General features: G+C 43.8%; 15 protein-coding genes and 6 pseudogenes. 11 read left to right on the top strand and 10 right to left on the bottom strand.

Translation table 11 applies throughout. The features are described from left to right. Positions 1 to 38: 38 nt before the first annotated feature. The 6 genes and pseudogenes from ACGF49_RS01950 to ACGF49_RS01925 form a co-directional block, all read right to left on the bottom strand. Positions 39 to 2,414: a type VI secretion system Vgr family protein gene (locus ACGF49_RS01950; protein WP_387489253.1), complete on the bottom strand. Its 2,376-nt coding sequence runs from the start codon at positions 2,412 to 2,414 to the stop codon at positions 39 to 41. A 203-nt stretch (positions 2,415 to 2,617) separates the two neighbouring features. Beyond that, positions 2,618 to 2,929 (bottom strand): annotated as a pseudogene (tssD, locus tag ACGF49_RS01945) (type VI secretion system tube protein TssD); the annotation flags it as partial. Next, positions 2,930 to 3,586, bottom strand: a complete 657-nt coding sequence (gene tssL, locus ACGF49_RS01940) for a type VI secretion system protein TssL, short form (RefSeq protein ID WP_387489250.1) — start codon at positions 3,584 to 3,586, stop codon at positions 2,930 to 2,932. It lies immediately after the preceding pseudogene. A 3-nt stretch (positions 3,587 to 3,589) separates the two neighbouring features. Continuing rightward, positions 3,590 to 4,746 (bottom strand): annotated as a pseudogene (gene tssK, locus ACGF49_RS01935) (type VI secretion system baseplate subunit TssK). 38 nt (positions 4,747 to 4,784) lie between these two features. Further along, positions 4,785 to 5,002: pseudogene (locus tag ACGF49_RS01930) on the bottom strand (type VI secretion system contractile sheath small subunit); the annotation flags it as partial. Between the two features lie 1,313 nt (positions 5,003 to 6,315). Continuing rightward, positions 6,316 to 6,609, bottom strand: a complete 294-nt coding sequence (locus ACGF49_RS01925) for a hypothetical protein (RefSeq protein WP_387489247.1) — start codon at positions 6,607 to 6,609, stop codon at positions 6,316 to 6,318. A gap of 120 nt (positions 6,610 to 6,729) precedes the next feature. On the opposite strand from ACGF49_RS01925, the gene ACGF49_RS01920 reads away from it, so the two are divergent. The 9 genes from ACGF49_RS01920 (at position 6,730) to traA (ending at position 12,970) form a co-directional block, all read left to right on the top strand. Further along, positions 6,730 to 6,918 carry a hypothetical protein gene (locus ACGF49_RS01920; protein WP_387489244.1) on the top strand — a complete coding sequence of 63 codons (189 nt, stop codon included), beginning with the start codon at positions 6,730 to 6,732 and terminating at the stop codon, positions 6,916 to 6,918. 198 nt (positions 6,919 to 7,116) lie between these two features. Further along, on the top strand, positions 7,117 to 7,539 hold the full coding sequence (locus ACGF49_RS01915; protein ID WP_387489241.1) for a hypothetical protein: 423 nt from the start codon (positions 7,117 to 7,119) through the stop codon (positions 7,537 to 7,539). A 29-nt stretch (positions 7,540 to 7,568) separates the two neighbouring features. Beyond that, positions 7,569 to 8,282: a signal peptidase I gene (gene lepB, locus ACGF49_RS01910; RefSeq protein WP_387489238.1), complete on the top strand. Its 714-nt coding sequence runs from the start codon at positions 7,569 to 7,571 to the stop codon at positions 8,280 to 8,282. Next, on the top strand, positions 8,272 to 8,913 hold the full coding sequence (locus ACGF49_RS01905; protein ID WP_387489235.1) for a hypothetical protein: 642 nt from the start codon (positions 8,272 to 8,274) through the stop codon (positions 8,911 to 8,913). Before lepB ends, ACGF49_RS01905 begins: the two co-directional genes overlap by 11 nt. Beyond that, positions 8,913 to 9,320 carry a hypothetical protein gene (locus ACGF49_RS01900; RefSeq protein WP_387489233.1) on the top strand — a complete coding sequence of 136 codons (408 nt, stop codon included), beginning with the start codon at positions 8,913 to 8,915 and terminating at the stop codon, positions 9,318 to 9,320. The genes ACGF49_RS01905 and ACGF49_RS01900 overlap by 1 nt, the downstream gene beginning before the upstream one ends. Before the next feature lie 36 nt (positions 9,321 to 9,356). Continuing rightward, positions 9,357 to 9,716, top strand: coding sequence for a hypothetical protein (locus tag ACGF49_RS01895; protein WP_387489230.1), 360 nt, complete (start codon positions 9,357 to 9,359; stop codon positions 9,714 to 9,716). A gap of 317 nt (positions 9,717 to 10,033) precedes the next feature. Next, the gene (locus ACGF49_RS01890) at positions 10,034 to 11,167 is read left to right on the top strand and encodes a hypothetical protein (protein ID WP_387489227.1); all 1,134 of its coding nucleotides are present in this window, start codon (positions 10,034 to 10,036) and stop codon (positions 11,165 to 11,167) included. Positions 11,168 to 11,222: 55 nt separating this feature from the next. Next, a complete protein-coding gene (locus ACGF49_RS01885) occupies positions 11,223 to 11,921 on the top strand; it encodes a hypothetical protein (protein ID WP_387489224.1) in 699 nt (232 codons plus the stop codon). A gap of 713 nt (positions 11,922 to 12,634) precedes the next feature. Further along, complete coding sequence (traA, locus tag ACGF49_RS01880; RefSeq protein ID WP_387489221.1) at positions 12,635 to 12,970, top strand: TraA family conjugative transfer protein; 336 nt, start codon at positions 12,635 to 12,637, stop codon at positions 12,968 to 12,970. On the opposite strand, the gene ACGF49_RS01875 is transcribed toward traA, so the two are convergent. Both ACGF49_RS01875 and ACGF49_RS01870 read right to left on the bottom strand, forming a co-directional pair. Next, the gene (locus tag ACGF49_RS01875) at positions 12,967 to 13,179 is read right to left on the bottom strand and encodes a hypothetical protein (protein ID WP_387489218.1); all 213 of its coding nucleotides are present in this window, start codon (positions 13,177 to 13,179) and stop codon (positions 12,967 to 12,969) included. The genes traA and ACGF49_RS01875 overlap by 4 nt on opposite strands. Positions 13,180 to 13,703: 524 nt before the next feature. Further along, positions 13,704 to 14,043, bottom strand: a pseudogene (locus ACGF49_RS01870) (ISAs1 family transposase); the annotation flags it as partial. Between the two features lie 248 nt (positions 14,044 to 14,291). On the opposite strand from ACGF49_RS01870, the gene relB reads away from it, so the two are divergent. Together relB and ACGF49_RS01860 are read left to right on the top strand one after the other, a co-directional pair. Continuing rightward, positions 14,292 to 14,516, top strand: a complete 225-nt coding sequence (relB, locus tag ACGF49_RS01865) for a type II toxin-antitoxin system RelB family antitoxin (protein WP_083451967.1) — start codon at positions 14,292 to 14,294, stop codon at positions 14,514 to 14,516. 11 nt (positions 14,517 to 14,527) lie between these two features. Beyond that, complete coding sequence (locus ACGF49_RS01860) at positions 14,528 to 14,803, top strand: type II toxin-antitoxin system RelE/ParE family toxin (protein WP_054481487.1); 276 nt, start codon at positions 14,528 to 14,530, stop codon at positions 14,801 to 14,803. 459 nt (positions 14,804 to 15,262) lie between these two features. Here ACGF49_RS01860 and ACGF49_RS01855 read toward each other — a convergent pair. Both ACGF49_RS01855 and ACGF49_RS01850 read right to left on the bottom strand, forming a co-directional pair. Then, positions 15,263 to 15,508: pseudogene (locus ACGF49_RS01855) on the bottom strand (group II intron reverse transcriptase/maturase); the annotation flags it as partial. After that, a pseudogene (locus ACGF49_RS01850) lies at positions 15,486 to 16,160 on the bottom strand (phage tail protein); the annotation flags it as partial. The pseudogenes ACGF49_RS01855 and ACGF49_RS01850, both read right to left, overlap by 23 nt. Positions 16,161 to 16,822 lie beyond the last annotated feature (662 nt).

The following is a 16,822-nucleotide window of genomic DNA, read 5'->3' as shown; positions in this document are numbered from 1 at the left end:
CTCCTTAATCATCAAGTTAGGTTAATTCGTTAAGTTGTTCAGGAAAATAACCAACGTTCTGGCGGATCCTCCGCCTTAACGGGTAATGTGGCCAGTTCTGTTTTCTGTCCAGCCGCCCCTTTTCTGTCAAAACTGGTGCATTTGATCAGGTAATCTCCCGCAGTTCCCTGCTCAATTTTGTACGGATCAAGGGTGATATAAGAGCCACCCGCATTGATGGTGATCTTCTTCTTTGCCGTGATATGAATTTCATCTTCAGTGCTGGTGATATTAATCGCATTACGAGCCAGTAACTCCATAAGACCATTTTGTGCCTGAACAGAAACCGCCCCCTGATTCGCGACTAACTTGATGCCCAATTTACGTACAAACAGACTGAAAGCCTGACCAACACCAACAAAGAAGTTCTTCACAACGCCAATGTCTGCATGTTTACCCGCATTGGCGATAAAGTTCTCAGTCGCTGCCAGTTGCAGGTGTTTACCACTGGTCAGCGATATCCCTTGCGGGGCACTCATCAGTACTACCGCAGATTTCAATTGTTCAATGTCCTGTCGTAACAGTGCTAACTGAGCATTAATATCCGCCGCAGATCCATTAGCCGTCTGAGCATCTGTGGAAATCGCCTGCATCTGTTCGCTCGCTGTATTCAACCGGCTAAGTGCCTCCTCCATTGCCAGCACTTCCCCACCAGCACGGGTCTGCTTATCCGCACTGATAAACAATCCTTTACCAGCCCGAATCGCTCCCCAGTCGTCAGTTCGCAACTCAAAACCTTCACCCCGTTTATCCGGGTGTGGGCGCTGGCTATCGACAAGGTGACCGAGATTTAACTGGCTTTTACCGCCGTATTCGGTACTCAGTTTGATATGTTCCCGACCACGTTCGTCATCCATTCGCAGTTTGTTATTCGCCGGGGTGCGCAGAACGTTGCGTTTGTAGTTGTAGAGATTGACGTGATCCGGGTGCATTGAATCGTGCAGTGCATGGGCGATATAGGGCCGGTCCGGGTCGCCCCCTTCAAAGGCGATCGCCACTTCGGTGCCTTCCAGCAACGGCCAGTGAAAACCATAGGTCTCTCCCGCATACGGACGCGCCAGACGCACCCACAGGCTTTCTTCCCCTTGCGGCCATTTCTCCCGGTCAAAGTCAAACGCCACCCGATACAAGCCATCTTTGTCGATATCGCCGTAGATATCATTCACTTTCGTGCTGCTCACCCGCGCGGGTATCGTGCCCGCCATCACTGGTTTCGATACTAATTCCGGGCGAAAACACACTGTCTCGGAATAGGGAATGGCCGTGAATGTCATTTCAAAACTGCTATCCCTGCGGGCACTGTTGGTGATCTGGGTGATGATCGCCCCTTTGCGAAACGCTTCCGGGGCGTCCCCCTTCACTTTCAACTCCTGCCCCGGCACCAGCGTGGCGGAAGTGGTCATTCCCCGCAGGCGGATGCGTTGATTTAGGTAACGCTCGTGATGCAGGCGGGCATAAAACACCCCACTTTCTGTCTCCGGCTGATAGGCGTAACGGTCGCCGGGTATCCGGTAGTGATCGCGGTAATGGTACGCTTCGCCATAGGTCGTTCGGTCGCCCCGTGTCACATCCGCCTCGGTGTTCAAGCCGGGATATGGCCGAGCATCGTGGTAGTCATAATTGCGGGTCGTTACTTTCCCCTCCACCACCTGATACGCGGTCTCCATGCCCCACACCACCGCGTCTTCCTCGCCGTGCATGCCTGACGGATTGCGGGCAGGCAGGTAGACGTTGAACTGGTAGTCACGCTGGTCGTCGTAAAATTCCACCACGTCGATCTTTAACCGGTCATCCGCGGTCACTTTGTACCAGATCCCCACTTCCGCCAGCAGGCGCTGGATAAAGCGCAGGTCATCTTCGCCATACTGCATCACCTGTTCCCGCCTCGGGTAGCTGTACGCCAGACTGAACAGGAAATCCTGCCCGCGAAAGCCATGCCGCTCCCGCAAGATTTTCTCCACAATCTCCGGCACGGAGAGTTTTTGATAGATGGCGAATTGATGGCTTCTCGCCAGCAGTGCCAGCCGTGGCTCTAGCGTCACTTCGTAACAGCTTTCGTCCCGCGAGGTGGAGAGCAGTTTAAAACCGCTAATCACCCCGTAAACCGAGCGCAACGGTACCGGGGGTTCAATCGGCCAGCCCCGTATCCCCGGATTGATCTCAGGCGAAGTCAGGGTAAATGCAGCCTGCTGCATCAGCATCTGTGCCGGTTCAATCCCTTTCTCCACACTGGTGAATTCAATGGCATAGTGAAACGGTTGGCTTAAGGCTTCCTGCCCGGTAAAGGCCAGCACATCCAGCGGGACTTTATTGCCCCACACTTTTAGTCTGTAGCGGCTGTGATCAAAGATGATCATCGGTGTTGGATTTGTCATATTTTCTTCCGATTATTCCTCAGTCGTTTAGGTAAGCTACCGCCCATAGCCGTATACCGAGGCCCATAAGGTTATGATTTATCTGGTTTTAAGTTTTTTATCGCGGGGCCTCCCGCCCCCCGCGATTACACAAAAAATGAAAAAATAGCAGACGGATTAAACCGTCTGCCGCACTTGCTACGCCGTCGTGCGCTCATTCCACGCATCAGCGGCACCACTTTTACCACCTTCACATTGTCCAGTTGGGTGATGAAGTACTCTTTCTCCTGACCTGCGTCATCAATGCTGTACCATTTGATTTCAGCAGATTTCAGGGTCTGGCCGGTGGTGACCGCTTTATACAAATGGGACTTGATGCATCCACCTCTTTGGTGAATACCAATGGGACATGCACATGGGTCCCTATCAGGCCAATATTGTTGTTTGTCTGGATGTACAACGCATGTTCCTGCACCACAATTAGTACTGCCTTCCCTACCCTGCATATCTACAGAGCCCTTAATTGCAGCATGCACTCACCGCCCTAACCCCGAAAACAACGTTGACAGATACTGGCCCAGCCCCCACCAGACGCCAGCCAATCCTACTATCATCATACATAGCCGAACTCCAGTGGAGCGCAGCCAGGGGCCACCAAGTCTTGACATGACTAACACAGGTGATGACTGAGCATCGACTAAATGAACAATCTGTTGACTTAAGCGGATGATTAGTTGTTCACGTATATCCTTCTGGCATGCGCCCTGGAATCCCAGTAGCAACACCCGGTGAAAACAGGTCAAGACCACCTGATCGGGAATCGATTCATCCAAAACCGCACGTATCCGCTCATACAACTGGTCACCTGCCTCAGCGGTATTAAAAAAATGCTCTTGCAATGATGTTACCCGCCATGCCGCATAACCTTCCTCTGGGGCCCATACCTGTATGATTTCATCCAACAGGGCACACTGAGCGTAGCTGATATGGTTAATCGCAGATTCATCAACACCTGCGTCACGCAGTACCTGTTGAGTCCGCTCTATCTCAGCAACACAGCGTTGCCATACCACCTTCCACTGCTTCACCACCCGCACGCCACGGCACAGTTCTACTACTAACAGATAGCTATCTTGCAACAAGGTATCGATGTCCAGTGAAGACTTTTTAGTTAATGAATGTGACTGATTCATGTGCTATGCCCTCAATACCGCAAATAGTTCAAGCTGAATATCGCCCAGTACACCGGGCACGTAGAAAGCACAGGTCCCTGTCGCCAGCATGGGCTTAGCTGCCGGATGGGCTAGGTCAAGAGCAAAATACTGGTTTTCCGGTCGCAATGAGCGCATGACTGGAACATGGCTCAAGGCCACCAAGGGGATACCAGCCAACTCCTGGTTAATCATTTTGATAATTTCATCCGCTGCTCCAGCTTTACACAACAATGGAAACTGAATCTGCAACTGATGCGCCAACATGGAAGAATGAACAGAAAGATAAAAATCTGCTGCCTCACACAAGCGGGCATCATGAAATACCCCAGTCCACTTTTGTTGTTGTGCTGATTTCTTCAATTCAATTGCCACTATTTGCGACGGTAAGCTGATTTCCAGTAATTCACTCAGCAAATCAAACAGCGGCGGAAGAACCGCCGTCAGGTTATCGTGCTGATAGAAAGGAATTTCCCCAGCGTCATGGTCTAGTGAAAAAGTCAGCAAGCTGCCTGCCAGCTTGATTGCTTCACGGTAAAACAACTCTGGGTGTACATCTGCGTGCATCAGAAAATTACGGAAGACCGGCTCATAACTATTCAGCACATTTAATAACCAGAATGGCAACATATCCGTGCTAGCAAAATCCACCATCCTTTCGTTACTCTCACGGCGCATCCTCATTAACCTGGCCTGTTTGGCACGCAACTGCGTCAGCAACCGATCGAGCCGCTCTATCAGCCCCGCACTCTCCTTCAGCCGCAATAATGGCGGCACAAACTGCCCGTCGAAGGCCCACTTTCCCTGAGCATCGCGCAATAAACGAGCAATGGGACAAGTGAGATACTGTTCGTTTTCCATGCTGGCAAAACGGTAGCCAATTCCAGCACTGGCGGTAATTGATCCTCCCGATCGGCATCAATCAGCGATCCATCGGCAAAACGCACACACAAATGATTGGCTTTCAATTGTCCTAAGGCCAAAGTATCCTTATCAAAGACTGCTGTTAGTACCCCCCAAAGATGCGCTAGCCCCAAAGGGGCAATGCATTCATTAGTATAGGCTTCCCAACATGCCTGTAGCTGAAACTGTTGGGAAGACAAGATGGTTCCCGCCCCCCATAGCGAACGCTCAATTTTCATGTTACTTATTACTCCTTAGTTTTCAGTCAAGGTATTACGGGGCTGAATTCAACCATCACGTTGTCAAAACTGTTTTTGTGAATAGAAACCTTTTCGCACTCGGTCAGTAGATGACTGTCTTGGCTATGACTGTAATTTCTCATCACCAATAATTTCAAAGGGAGCTCGATTTTTTCTGTTCGCCACCAGTATGCAAATCTAATTTAATATTCACCCGATATTTGGTGATCTCGTTTTGAAAACTTCTGGGCCACAATCAGCTCCTCAACAATAGAAAACAATCCAAGGCATGAAATCCATACCATATGAGTTTCAGGAACAAAAAAATGGATTCAGATATTTCAGAGCAGGCAATTAACCGAGCAGTAAATAAGAGAATACCGATAAGCACTGTCGCAATAAATAAACACATTCACTGGACAGTTCATTTCCCAATCAAGGCGATTTTCTAAACAGATTTATATAAAATCAAGACATTTTTTGTTCGATAGCACTTTTTGCACAAGACAATCCAGACGCAAAAACTGATCTATAACATAAAAAACACATAATATATAAACCTAATCTAAACGACTTGATGTTTTTTATAAAAAAGATTGCGATTTTTTTTGTAAAATGATAGCAGAGCATCTTCCCTGTTAAAATTAAGGTAATTTGGTACGATGTAGCCCTACTATATTTTTTAATTTATACTATTTTTCAATTAACTAGATAATAAACGAACAGCGCTTAAGGGTATTAATAAGAAAGATAATAATTATCAGTCAGGTTATGAGAATGAGAATAAATTCAGTTAAGCGCGTCATATCCATCATATTATGAGATAATACTCAACCTTCTTAATGATAGTTTTTCTGTGATAATAGTGATAAGTATGAAGATAAAAATTCCTATCCTGTGAGACGAAATAGAGATACCTTTTTCAGCTTTGTCTGATGATATATTCGTGAGCTGTGCCAAGTGTATTTTAATCGGCAAACAGATTATAGTGTTGATACTTAAGTCCAAGCCTATCATGCAAGAATCAATTTCAAACTATAGTATTAAGGAAAATGTTTGACACAGTAAGACGCTCACGATAACTTCCAAAGCGAGCATAACGGCTGACAATGACTTCGAATATTAGGTTGAGTACTATCTCTGGAATTCAAATCCAGCACATTAATCAACATTGATTTTGATGGCAAAGTAGGAATCCACACATCACTGAAGTGGAATGACACAGAGGACGCTCGCTCTACTCTCCTCTCAACCTTTCAAACCCAAATTACTTGGTTATTTTTTTATTACTAAGAGATTATTTTTTGAACATAAATGTAATTCCGGTTGAGTATGTATGCTAATTTTAACTACAGGAAATATCTTAAATTTTCTTTTAGTAACTCGTAACTCACTGTAATTAGGTAAAAAATCCTTTATTATAGAAATAATAACATGTATGATTTATACTAATTAATCTAATTATTGTAGTCTGGGTGGGGATCCAGCACGGAAGGGTGGTCTGGTAATAGAACCACCCTTCCCTATATTCGAATTGTTTCTTTCGGTTGATTTGTATCTTTCACTATCTTAGGCCGTATCTTTACACCTTTTGGTTGTTTTTTGCCCATCAAATAAATACCACCTTCCTTTAATGGTGCATTGACTAAATTTCTGTATATCCACATTTTTATCTACCACTTTATCCACAGAAAATGTGGACAAAACGCGGTCCTTTTTTATTTCGATACCTATTGTGCATGGGATAAAATTATGCTGATTTGGATTAATGAAAGTCATAAATATGAAGAAAGAGCTTTCCACAAAATCACCTACCGATAATTTAAGTTGATAAAAAGCCTTAACGTCACATGATGCTGTCATATATCCGCCTTTTTTACCCCCTATTTTGTCCCCTTTTCTACTCTTTCGGCCTCACCTGCATCGCTATACTTCAGTAAGCCAGATGCGCTGGTATCCTTAAAACCAACCGGAGATTACTATATGTTTGAGTTCGATAAGCTCGATCTCGTCCTTATCGTGGCTGGCGTGCTGGCTTTTGTTGCGCACTATGTATGGAAGAACTTCTTCAACAATGAAGATAGCAAAGGAAGTCAGCATAAGGAACCACCACCGATCATGTCTCAGCAATCAGACAAAACGTTCAGTAATGAAAAAAACAAAGAAAAATAATACAAGTAACCTCCGCTTATGATATCCATATCCCGGCAGCCAGACGAAGAGAAGAAAGGGCGGGCAAGTATCACCAGTAACAATAAGTCCTAGAATATATATCCTGAGCTTATTTTTTTGACCGCATTTTGTCGTTGAAAAAAGCATAGAGAAAAATGCCTTTGAGTATGATGAACTCATTCTTACGAGTGGGGGCTTATGTTTCGATTTATATTGATCATGATTCTTACTGGACGTTTACGCCATAACCGAACTCTCGTCCTCTGTATTGATGCAATCACAGCTCTGGCTGTATGGGGTACAATTGGTGGCCTGAATAATTGGTATGTACCGGTATGTATTTTTGTAGCGAGTATACTCGTCTTTACCGTGATCGGGTATCGCAACTACTTTTTACCCGTCAGGCAGCATAAAGTTGAGAGCGTGAGAATCTTTCGCGATTCTCCGTTCATCTACCTCACGCTCATGATTAACCAGCAAGGTGAGCAGCATGCCTATTCCCTTCCCGTAAAGACCCCGTTTGGCGTGGTCTATCAGTTCTATGCCCTGTATGTCTATATGAAGCTTGCTGATTGTCTGAGCCAATATGCGCGTAACCTCAAACAAAGGAAAGCCCAATGACAGGTATTCCAATACTGTTAGGCCTTTTGGTGATTCTGCTAATCCGTGATAGTTTTAAACGTAGAAAACCTCAGTCGTGGTTAATACTTTCACTGGCCTTCTGTGTGTGTTTACTGGTGAGCAACCGCTGGTTCGGTGCAATTTATAGAATTCCGACTGCTTCAATGGAGCCTACGCTTCATCCCGGAGATTATATCTCTGGGGTGCGTCTTAATGGTTTGTTGGACGATGGAAAAATACATCGAGGTGACATTGTTGTATTTAAAGCGCCTATTGCCCCCCGCACACTGTACATCAAACGCGTCATTGGGATTCCCGGCGATGTGATCGAGTTTGACGAAAACAAAACTTACAGAGTGAATGGGAAACCGCTCGGTACATTGGTGAAAACAGTCCGGCAGTATTCCATCTATTCAGCTACTAATGATCGGTCAGACGACTCCTATCACTTCATTATTGACAACAAGACCACTTATGTACCGACTAAAGGTTTATGGCAAATACCGAAAGGCTATTACTTCATGGCCGGGGACAACCGGGATCATTCGTGGGACTCCCGGTATTGGGAAAATCCACCGGGTACCCCGAAACATCTGCGAGGATTGGTGCCTTATGAACGAATTGAAGCTCGTTTTATCACCAATCTCTTCAATTTCCAGCCTTCTACACATTACGACGCAATGGACGGTGCAATGCAGGTGGTTCGAAAAAATGTAAATGAGGTAATCAGTAATGATCATTGATGTTTTCTACCGAACCCAGAATCCTGAAGCTATCACGAAATACAAACAAGCGGTACAGCTTTATAACGACTGGTTTACCACAACATTTACCCTCTGCAAGCAGGACGGTTTTGAGAGATTTGTTGGGAGCGACTTCTGTGTACCTCAGTATTTTCTGCGCTCATCGGCCGAGCACATTCAAAAGGTGGGTGGTTTTCGTCAGTTGAGAGATTCAACGCTGGTTACCCCGCCTCATTACATTCCTTTTGTTATACGTACCGATCATGTGCATGGTAATGAGGTTTACCGACAACTGGCTGGCATATCCGCAGAAGCTATTGCTGGATTGGGTATCTCTGGGGATGAATACGGAACTCCTCGGTTTAACGGTTTTGAAAAAGCAACTTGTATGAATTTGGGGATTTATCAGGAAGTCCTGATTAATGGTGTGCTGGGTGTAAGTCAGATCTGGGCTATCGAAAATGAGCGCGAAAGCCTCTCGTTAATTTGCTCTCTGCCGGTCAGAGGGCGCGGCCCCTACCCGGTATACGAAAAACCAGATATTCCCGTTTATTGGAAGCCTCTGAACTCTCTACAGGTTATTGAACAATTCAATATCCACAATGTGCGTCTAAAGAAGAAACAGTCCTAATGAAATACCTGTTATTGATTGCATTTTTACTGGCAGGAGGATGTGCAGGCAATGATCCGGGAAAGACGCAGACGAGCCCTGTATTACAATCGAAGTCATTACCAGCTACACAGTCAATGCAGAAGCAGTCGGATGCATGGCAGACTTTGGTTGATGTAGGACTTGCTCAAGATTCAGATTATGAAGATGTTTCGTTCATAACCAATAGTAACCGGACCATGATCGTTGCCACAGTAAAAAGTGCTCCATGTAAAATGGTGTTTAAACACGTTTCTACCCACAACGAAGATTTCTGGATGCCACAGCAAATCAGCTGTAAAAATCATGGTGATATGACCGACTTTATATCAGCAGAAGAGCTATCAGGATATTCGTCACCTGGAACGCTAGTAGTAGACTCACTTTAATGAATTTTTACAACGATTGTTTTGGGGCGAAAAAATATGATTTTCAGACTATTTCTTTACGCTGTATTAGCGGTAACTGTAAGTATTTATGCTGTTCTATACGAACACCCTTTGGAAGGTATTAGCCGTGTCAACAGTATCGGTTTCGCTAACATGTTAGCCTTGGGGATAACGGCGGGTATCCTTGTCCGTCCGATGTTTTTTTATATCTGGGCTACGTATCTGGCTTTAATTTCGATTTACTTTGCTGCATTGCATCCTCATTTCCCATTCGTAAAAGAGTGCATAGTTTACAGCTTTGCGGCGTTTATAGTTTTAACCATGATTTACGACATTATCTTTAAAAACTGCAAGGATGTCATTCATCGATCATACCTACGGGCAAACGCAGATTAGTAATCAAACAGGAAATATCTTGGCAAAAAACAGAAGCCTAGCATGTCAGCACAACGCTGGCATTTTTCTTTATAGCCTCTTGTCAGAAAATGCCCGCAAAATGCGGCCCTTTTCGGCCTCCAAAATTTCAGCGCCGCCTAGGTAGGCAATATAATCGTCATGTGATTCTAAAAGTTACAGGGGTCATAACACATTGGTGGGGGCTTGGAAGGCAATGTTATCACTTTCAAAAATAGTTTTAGTAGTGATCTCTACGGTACGTGATAAGCCGTGGGTGGGGCTTCGGCCAAATGATTTTTCAATCAATGAGGTTTTAAATGACGACTGAAAAACGCGGAACGGATGCCGGATACGGGCAGGAAAAATTAAGTGAGCGTTCGGCGCAGTCAGAAGTGAATACTGACAAAAGCCGTGGCAATAAGAAAATTGCCACCAAAAAAATGCTGGGTATGATTATTGCTGCCATTCTCGCGGGAGGAGGGATTGGTACTATTATGCTGACCGGCGATAAAACGCCGAGCCAAAGGGTGGATGATACCGTTATTGAGCTCAACAAAGACGGTATCAACGTAGATGACATATCGGATCTACATAATGAGAAAACCGAGGGTAACTTTGAATCTCAACTGGTGAAGCCGGAAGAAAAAACTAACAATGCTAACGTTGATGAAAACTTGCAAATTAAACCTTCTGACACGCCGGTTTCGGCAGATGACGCTAACACAGTTAAACCCGGTTACACCGATGGCAGTGAAGAAGCTATCACTATTAACACACCTACGCCGGTAACCGATGTGGTACCGTCTAATGAAGTAGTCAAGTCTACAACTCAATCCAAGTCTGAATCTACAGTTTCTACTGGCAGTGTAAGGCCTGCTGATAACAGCAAAACTGAATCTGGTGTCGTGACCTCCAATAAACCTGCTGGGGGACACAACTACGATCTTGCTAAGTTTGGTATTACTGAAGATTCTCAAGCCACAGTGAAACCGGATGTAAAACCGGCCAATCAGATGCCAGAATTGCCATTCCGGCGTGCCGAATCTCTTCATAAACCGCTTTATGGCCAGATGCAGGATATGCTCACTGGCGCAGACCTCAACTACACAGGGAAATCTGTTAAAGTCGAATATAATCAGCAGCAACAAAACACAGTGTATGTTTATTCAACTTTTGCGACCAAGATCTTCCTACTACCTCTAGGTATAAACGACAACGTCAATGCCTACCTTTCCGATGAAAACGGCTGGAAACTCTCAATGCTGCCGAACAATATCATTCGTGTTCATCGTGCTGAAAACAAAGGGTCGTGGAGTCAGGCAACTGATCTCTTCATTGTGGCCGGTGACCGCACATACTCGCTTATTCTTCAAGCCGTAGGCGATCCGGAAAAACGTACTGACACCCTTCGCTTCTTCACTCCGGAAACTGTAATTAAGAAAAAAGACTAATATCTGACGCTGAAAATGGTGTATCCAGTGATACGCCTTTTTTATCGGAGTTACTATGAATAAATCTATCATTGAAGGATTACGACTTATTTCAACGAGTCACTACATAGGGATCCCTTATACAGAATGGTGTGCCCAAAATTCCTATCTGGTTTGTCGAGCTTTAGTTGATGAATGTGTTATCTCCAAGGGTGTACCCCTGATAGGGACACGTCGTGAACTCAAAAAAGAGGCATCTAAGGATGGAGATTATGGCGTATATACGTTAGGTAACACGCAATACGGATGGATTAGTTTGCCCAACGGCACCGTTATTGATCCTTGTGAATTCACGCGATGCATTGTTGAGGAAGATGAACCTCACTTTAGTATCCGAGAGAACCAGGAATGTTATATGTGGGGAATTGATCCGACACATTGCTCCCGCAGTGAATTGCCTGAACATCATATTGCTGATGAAATTTTCAATGTGAAACGCGGTGTGATGCGTGAACTGTGCTCCCGTATTCTGGGATATCCCCTTCAGGTTGAAGGACTGACGATGGCTGAAGCAGCTTATATTGCATCCCAGCCACTCAGCGTATTTGATAAGCACTCACGACTTATTTATGAGCATTTTATGATGCTTAGCCTGAATAAACTTCTTCCCCTGACTCAGGTCAGCAAAGTGCATCCCCTTATTGCCCGGAAGTCATGGCGTTCATTTTTATGTGACACAGACTCTGATGGACTAAAACTCATACTTCAGGGATAAATGAAAAGGCTGCAAGGTTAGCATGGCTTTTAATTTTAGTAGGAAGATTCAAGCTCCGTTCCCCAGCCTAGCGTGACACCCAGTGTTCCAGATAAACATCTGCAAATTGTGGCATGCTATAAAGCATAATTACGGTTTCACTTGTTGCTCTTGTTCGCCGCTGAACTGTAGTTGAATGACTTGGTTTCCACTGTGTTCCGATCTACCACAATGAATTTATCGTAATGAATTGCGTATTGACCACTCACCCAGAGAAATTTTCGTATTAACGAGAATATCCATCGCAGCATTAGCCACCTTATCGGTGATATCTACCGCATTAAGAGTTTTGACAGATACAGCGCCAAATCAAGACCGATAGTGACAATATGACATAAAGCAGTTTTTTCTCAGTTTCATATAGACCTCTAATTAATCATCGCAATTCTTTTCGTTTAATTTATAGAAACAGGTTAAAATCTGTTATTTTATTACGATTTTTATATTAAAAAATATTTAAAAAACAAAAAATTAAATTAAAAAATTACCTTTTTTAAAACACACGGATAAATGTCACCTTTTTAGTGCTGTTATCCTCTGTTTTTGCAAGCATTTCCCCGTGATTAAATGCCACCGAGTATATATATTTAACTGCATCTCCTGATAAAGACAATTAATAGTCAGGCGAAAATAAGAATTAAATTTATATAATTTTACGCTGAAGGATGTTATAGATGAAAACTCTCTCTCTGCGAAATGTAAAATCTGCAATGGCTGTCAATACTATTCTGACTCTGGGTGTGGCGGCTGTTTACGCAAACGGTACTACTCAGACTGGTTTCAGCGACGTTTGGCAGACCATCACTGAATACATGCAGGGTTCTCTGGGGCGTGTGCTGGTTGGTCTTATCGTTATAGTCGGTGTGGCCGCTGCGGTAGTACGTCAGTCTCTTATGGTGTTCGCTGTAGCTGTTGGTGCAGCAATCGGTCTGTATTACTCCCCGTCCATCATCGATGGCATGATGGCTTCCAGCGTTGCGATAACCACTTCTCTACCTGTTGGCATCTAAACCCTATGAGTAGAAAAAACCCGGCGATGGTCGGGTTGCACAGCATTACTCAAACGTTGTGGCCCATCGTGCTTTAACGAATAAAATAGCCTAGGCCATTGCAGATCAGCAAACGGTGTTCTGCAAACAAAACGTCCGTTAGCTACGTAAGTTAAGAAGTTACTTTCTGGTTTCGCAACGACTGATAATTGTTCACGCAAGTCCATCATAAATCAAAATCAGCGTTGCAAATGTAGGGGGTCATGAAAACAACATTACGGGAGTCGGCAATGAAATTTAAAGACTCAATAAAAACTGGTAACGAATATTACGAATCACTTATTTCTATCGGCCGTTCGACAAATAACAAAAAATTTTCCCAGAAAACCGATTCCTCTAGTGATTAATTAGCTCGGTATTGATTAACGAATTTAATAACATTATTTAAGCCCATATCAACATATACATCACGTTGTTGTTCTTTTGTTGCTAGTCCTGTTACAATCTCATGGTTATCATCTGGTTCAGGTCCTGTTAATCCTTGAATAATACTCATTCCCGCCGCTGTTGCTAACATTTCAACATAATGATAAATATTTTCGAGGTAATAATTATCTAGTTCATCAAAATCATCTTCATCTAAAAAATCTGATTCAATAGCAAGCGCAGAATTATTAAGTTCAACTTCGTATTTTTTTCCTTTATAAACAAAAGACATGTTGCATGTTTGATAGTCATCATCATCTGTTTCAACATCAAAAATAAGTTGACTACGGAATTCCCCTGACCAAATGGCTCTTCGACGTTTAGCCGCCTGACTGTCTTTTATACTGGTATTCTGTTTAATCACGCTCATGACCGCTATTTTTCTGCGTAAATTCAACAAGCTCATCACTCTCATAATGCGAAGCAAAATACGATTTGACCCATTCATGGAGGGTCTTTTGATTGCCTTTGAGACCCACAATAAAATCACCGCCGCGCTGAGTAATTAATGCAAGGGTTTCTTTCTGGCAATGCAGGGCATCCATAGTGACAATCGCGCCATCAAGCGCCAGTAATTCAATCAATTGTCTGGCAACCGGACCTTCCCTCATCTAACGTACAGTTCCACTCCATAAGAAGTGTTCGTGACACACCGATAACCGCCAACTTTTAAGCAGCCACTTCAATGGGTAATCCTGCAATGAAAGGGAACGAGTGGGAACAATTCCGGTGGTGGCTAAACTACCTGCAAGGTTACGCGATGTTTTAACAAAAAGGAAAGGGCATAAAGCCCCTTTTTTATTGACGGTCCTTATTTATCGCTATACATTGTATAACAATAAATAAGGAGGCGGATATGAACAAAAACCTGACAAAAGCAATTCGGTTGAATGACGAAGATTTTCACCTGTTTGAATCCTACGCGAACGGCAAAGGGATAACATTCAGCGAATTGTGCAAAAGTGCAGTAAGGGAAAAAATTGAGGACGAGTTAGATTTACAACTCGCCACTGAAAGCTATGAGGACTATCTCAGTGATAAAACGACAATCAGCCATGACGAACTGTTTAAATCTGTTTGAGGTGGTGAGGCATGACACGCTACCGGACAGAGTACACAAAACGGTTTGTCAAAGAGTTTAAGAAAATCGACGCGGTACACCAGAGAGTTATCCAGAAGTACATAGAGACGCATATTAACAACGCGGTGAATCCCCGCCTGATGGGTAAAATCCTGAAAGGTGATAAAGCCGAATTTATCCGCTGGCGCATCGGAGATTACCGTCTCATTGCCACGATAGAAGATGAAAAGCTGCTGGTCATTGCATTGAGCGTTGGACACCGCAAAGACGTGTACAAGAAATTTTAATCGGAAAGGGGCATAGCGCCCCTTTTTTTCATGCCCGTCAGGGCATGGGAGGCGCAACGCGCCGGAAGCCCCGCAGCGAAGCGAGGACGAAAAAAGCGTTACGGCTTTAGCCGTGACAATTCCCCGCCCTGCCAGACCGTTTTTGTTTCTCATGCTACGCATTACTGAGCGTTCTCGCAGTCAGATTAAACAGCGTTGACCCGGTTTCATCGGGGCAGGGTGAGGCTTTCCAGTCACACGACTCCAGCAGGGCATTGAGAGCATGAAATTGTGTGGGGCACTACATTGGTGTTTATGCTGCTATAGATAATGTAGAACCATCAACCGTACTCCGGCTAGCTCATTAATTCTGATGCGGGTTGAGTAGACCCGCCGGTTACCCAGACGGGCCCCTCCTCAGAACCGGACGTGCGGAACTACCGCATCCGGCTCCCGACAGATCAGTGTCCCCACTCATATTCAGCGAGCCCAGAGTATAGATCGGGTTTTCCATTTAAAAAATAGCCATTTAGTTGGATAACCCAGCATTTTCAGGATCAGATTCAGCTTTTTCCACGTCAGTCGGCGACGACCCCCTTTACGGTTGAACCATCTATAGATTATTCGCATACTTTGGTAGATAAACTGCCCAACTCGTCTCTGGTTATCAGATATGCTGTGATAATTTATCCAGCCTCTGATCACTCTGGATAGCATCCCCCTGGTGAGTTAAAACTCCACGGCCACTATCAATACCTCGACCATCATCCCATCCACGGATAAATTCGCCTCTTAAATCAGGTAATCTACCATCAGGATAAGCTTCCGCTAACTTCGGATACTGTAATCTATTAAATGCTGAACCATTACAAGTGAAATAACCGAATGGTGGGTGAGGTAACGGCCACGGAATAGGAGAACCGACAGGAATTTCATTGGCTGTTTTAATCCGGTTATCTATCTCTTCACGGGTATATTTATGTAATGAATTTATTACTTCCTGAACAAGCTTTTGTGTAACCGCCAATGTATCGCTACTTCCAACCACATTTGTAAGCTGGACAATACCTTTTTGAGTTAATGAGGCGCTGGGAATGTCCGCTGTAATTTTCTGTTCTAACGCTTTATTTAATTGAACGGTGAGTTTGGCTATATTTCCATCATCCAGAACATCATTGCCAGATCCTGCTGCAATAAAATCAGCCACGACAGATGATACCGTTGATGCTTGACGTAATACCTTATTTAACAAGTGAGTGGGAACATTATCTGGTGAAAATCCAGTCAGCAAACTCTGATTTACCTCATATTTTTCTTGGCTGACTACATTCGCATTATCACTAATAGAAAAAGCCTTAAAATCATTCTTGTGACTCATACACCTTCCTTAAATTAAATAATGTTATTTCACAATCAACACATTAAATTATTATAAAAACACCCCATTACAACTCACACCAATTAAAGTCTAGTTCAGAAAAAAAGTAATGCACTGCTCTTATTACTTATAAGGTTAACTATTTTTGTATAATTGACTACAATAAGCAACTCAATGTCCTACACTGAATATTTTGGTATCTGAACACGAACATCCAAACGGTAATGTCCAGTATTAAAAACCGCATCCAGAATTTTATTCATTAACAATAATTTCAACATCATTATTGATGCTTTTAACTACTGATAATTTAAAAATATTCCCAATTTTAATTAATATGGTTTGAGTAGAAGCGATACCAAACTTATTATCTTTCCAACAGTGAATAATTCCTGCCACTTAGTGCCGTTAACTTATAGGCATCACAACGGAAAGACCAATATCAGATAGCGGTGGATTCCACTAAAATAATTTGTAACCCGTATGGCGATAAAGAAAATCTACAATTCCCCGGATATACGTCTCATTGCCAACCCAGTAATTCCCCTGTTTTTTCTGCGAGATGGTTTGACTGGATTTACGCTGTTTGCACTTGACAGTGACTTTTTTGGGACTCATTTCAAAAGGTTGAGTGGCTAAAAACCTGCCAGAGATAACATGCA

It is taken from the genome of Photorhabdus sp. RM96S (assembly GCF_042879335.1).
Classification (GTDB): domain Bacteria; phylum Pseudomonadota; class Gammaproteobacteria; order Enterobacterales; family Enterobacteriaceae; genus Photorhabdus; species Photorhabdus kayaii.
This window is presented reverse-complemented; position numbering and strand designations above follow the sequence as displayed.

Excerpts from the sequence above, each read along its gene's own strand:
- relB (WP_083451967.1), top strand. The coding sequence starts at position 14,292 with ATGAACAAAAACCTGACAAAAGCAATTCGGTTGAATGACGAAGATTTT.
- ACGF49_RS01885 (WP_387489224.1), top strand. The coding sequence starts at position 11,223 with ATGAATAAATCTATCATTGAAGGATTACGACTTATTTCAACGAGTCAC.
- ACGF49_RS01915 (WP_387489241.1), top strand. The coding sequence starts at position 7,117 with ATGTTTCGATTTATATTGATCATGATTCTTACTGGACGTTTACGCCAT.
- ACGF49_RS01925 (WP_387489247.1), bottom strand. The coding sequence starts at position 6,609 with ATGACAGCATCATGTGACGTTAAGGCTTTTTATCAACTTAAATTATCG.
- ACGF49_RS01860 (WP_054481487.1), top strand. The coding sequence starts at position 14,528 with ATGACACGCTACCGGACAGAGTACACAAAACGGTTTGTCAAAGAGTTT.
- ACGF49_RS01900 (WP_387489233.1), top strand. The coding sequence starts at position 8,913 with ATGAAATACCTGTTATTGATTGCATTTTTACTGGCAGGAGGATGTGCA.
- ACGF49_RS01920 (WP_387489244.1), top strand. The coding sequence starts at position 6,730 with ATGTTTGAGTTCGATAAGCTCGATCTCGTCCTTATCGTGGCTGGCGTG.
- tssL (WP_387489250.1), bottom strand. The coding sequence starts at position 3,586 with ATGAATCAGTCACATTCATTAACTAAAAAGTCTTCACTGGACATCGAT.
- ACGF49_RS01890 (WP_387489227.1), top strand. The coding sequence starts at position 10,034 with ATGACGACTGAAAAACGCGGAACGGATGCCGGATACGGGCAGGAAAAA.
- traA (WP_387489221.1), top strand. The coding sequence starts at position 12,635 with ATGAAAACTCTCTCTCTGCGAAATGTAAAATCTGCAATGGCTGTCAAT.
- ACGF49_RS01875 (WP_387489218.1), bottom strand. The coding sequence starts at position 13,179 with ATGATGGACTTGCGTGAACAATTATCAGTCGTTGCGAAACCAGAAAGT.
- ACGF49_RS01950 (WP_387489253.1), bottom strand. The coding sequence starts at position 2,414 with ATGACAAATCCAACACCGATGATCATCTTTGATCACAGCCGCTACAGA.
- ACGF49_RS01895 (WP_387489230.1), top strand. The coding sequence starts at position 9,357 with ATGATTTTCAGACTATTTCTTTACGCTGTATTAGCGGTAACTGTAAGT.
- ACGF49_RS01905 (WP_387489235.1), top strand. The coding sequence starts at position 8,272 with ATGATCATTGATGTTTTCTACCGAACCCAGAATCCTGAAGCTATCACG.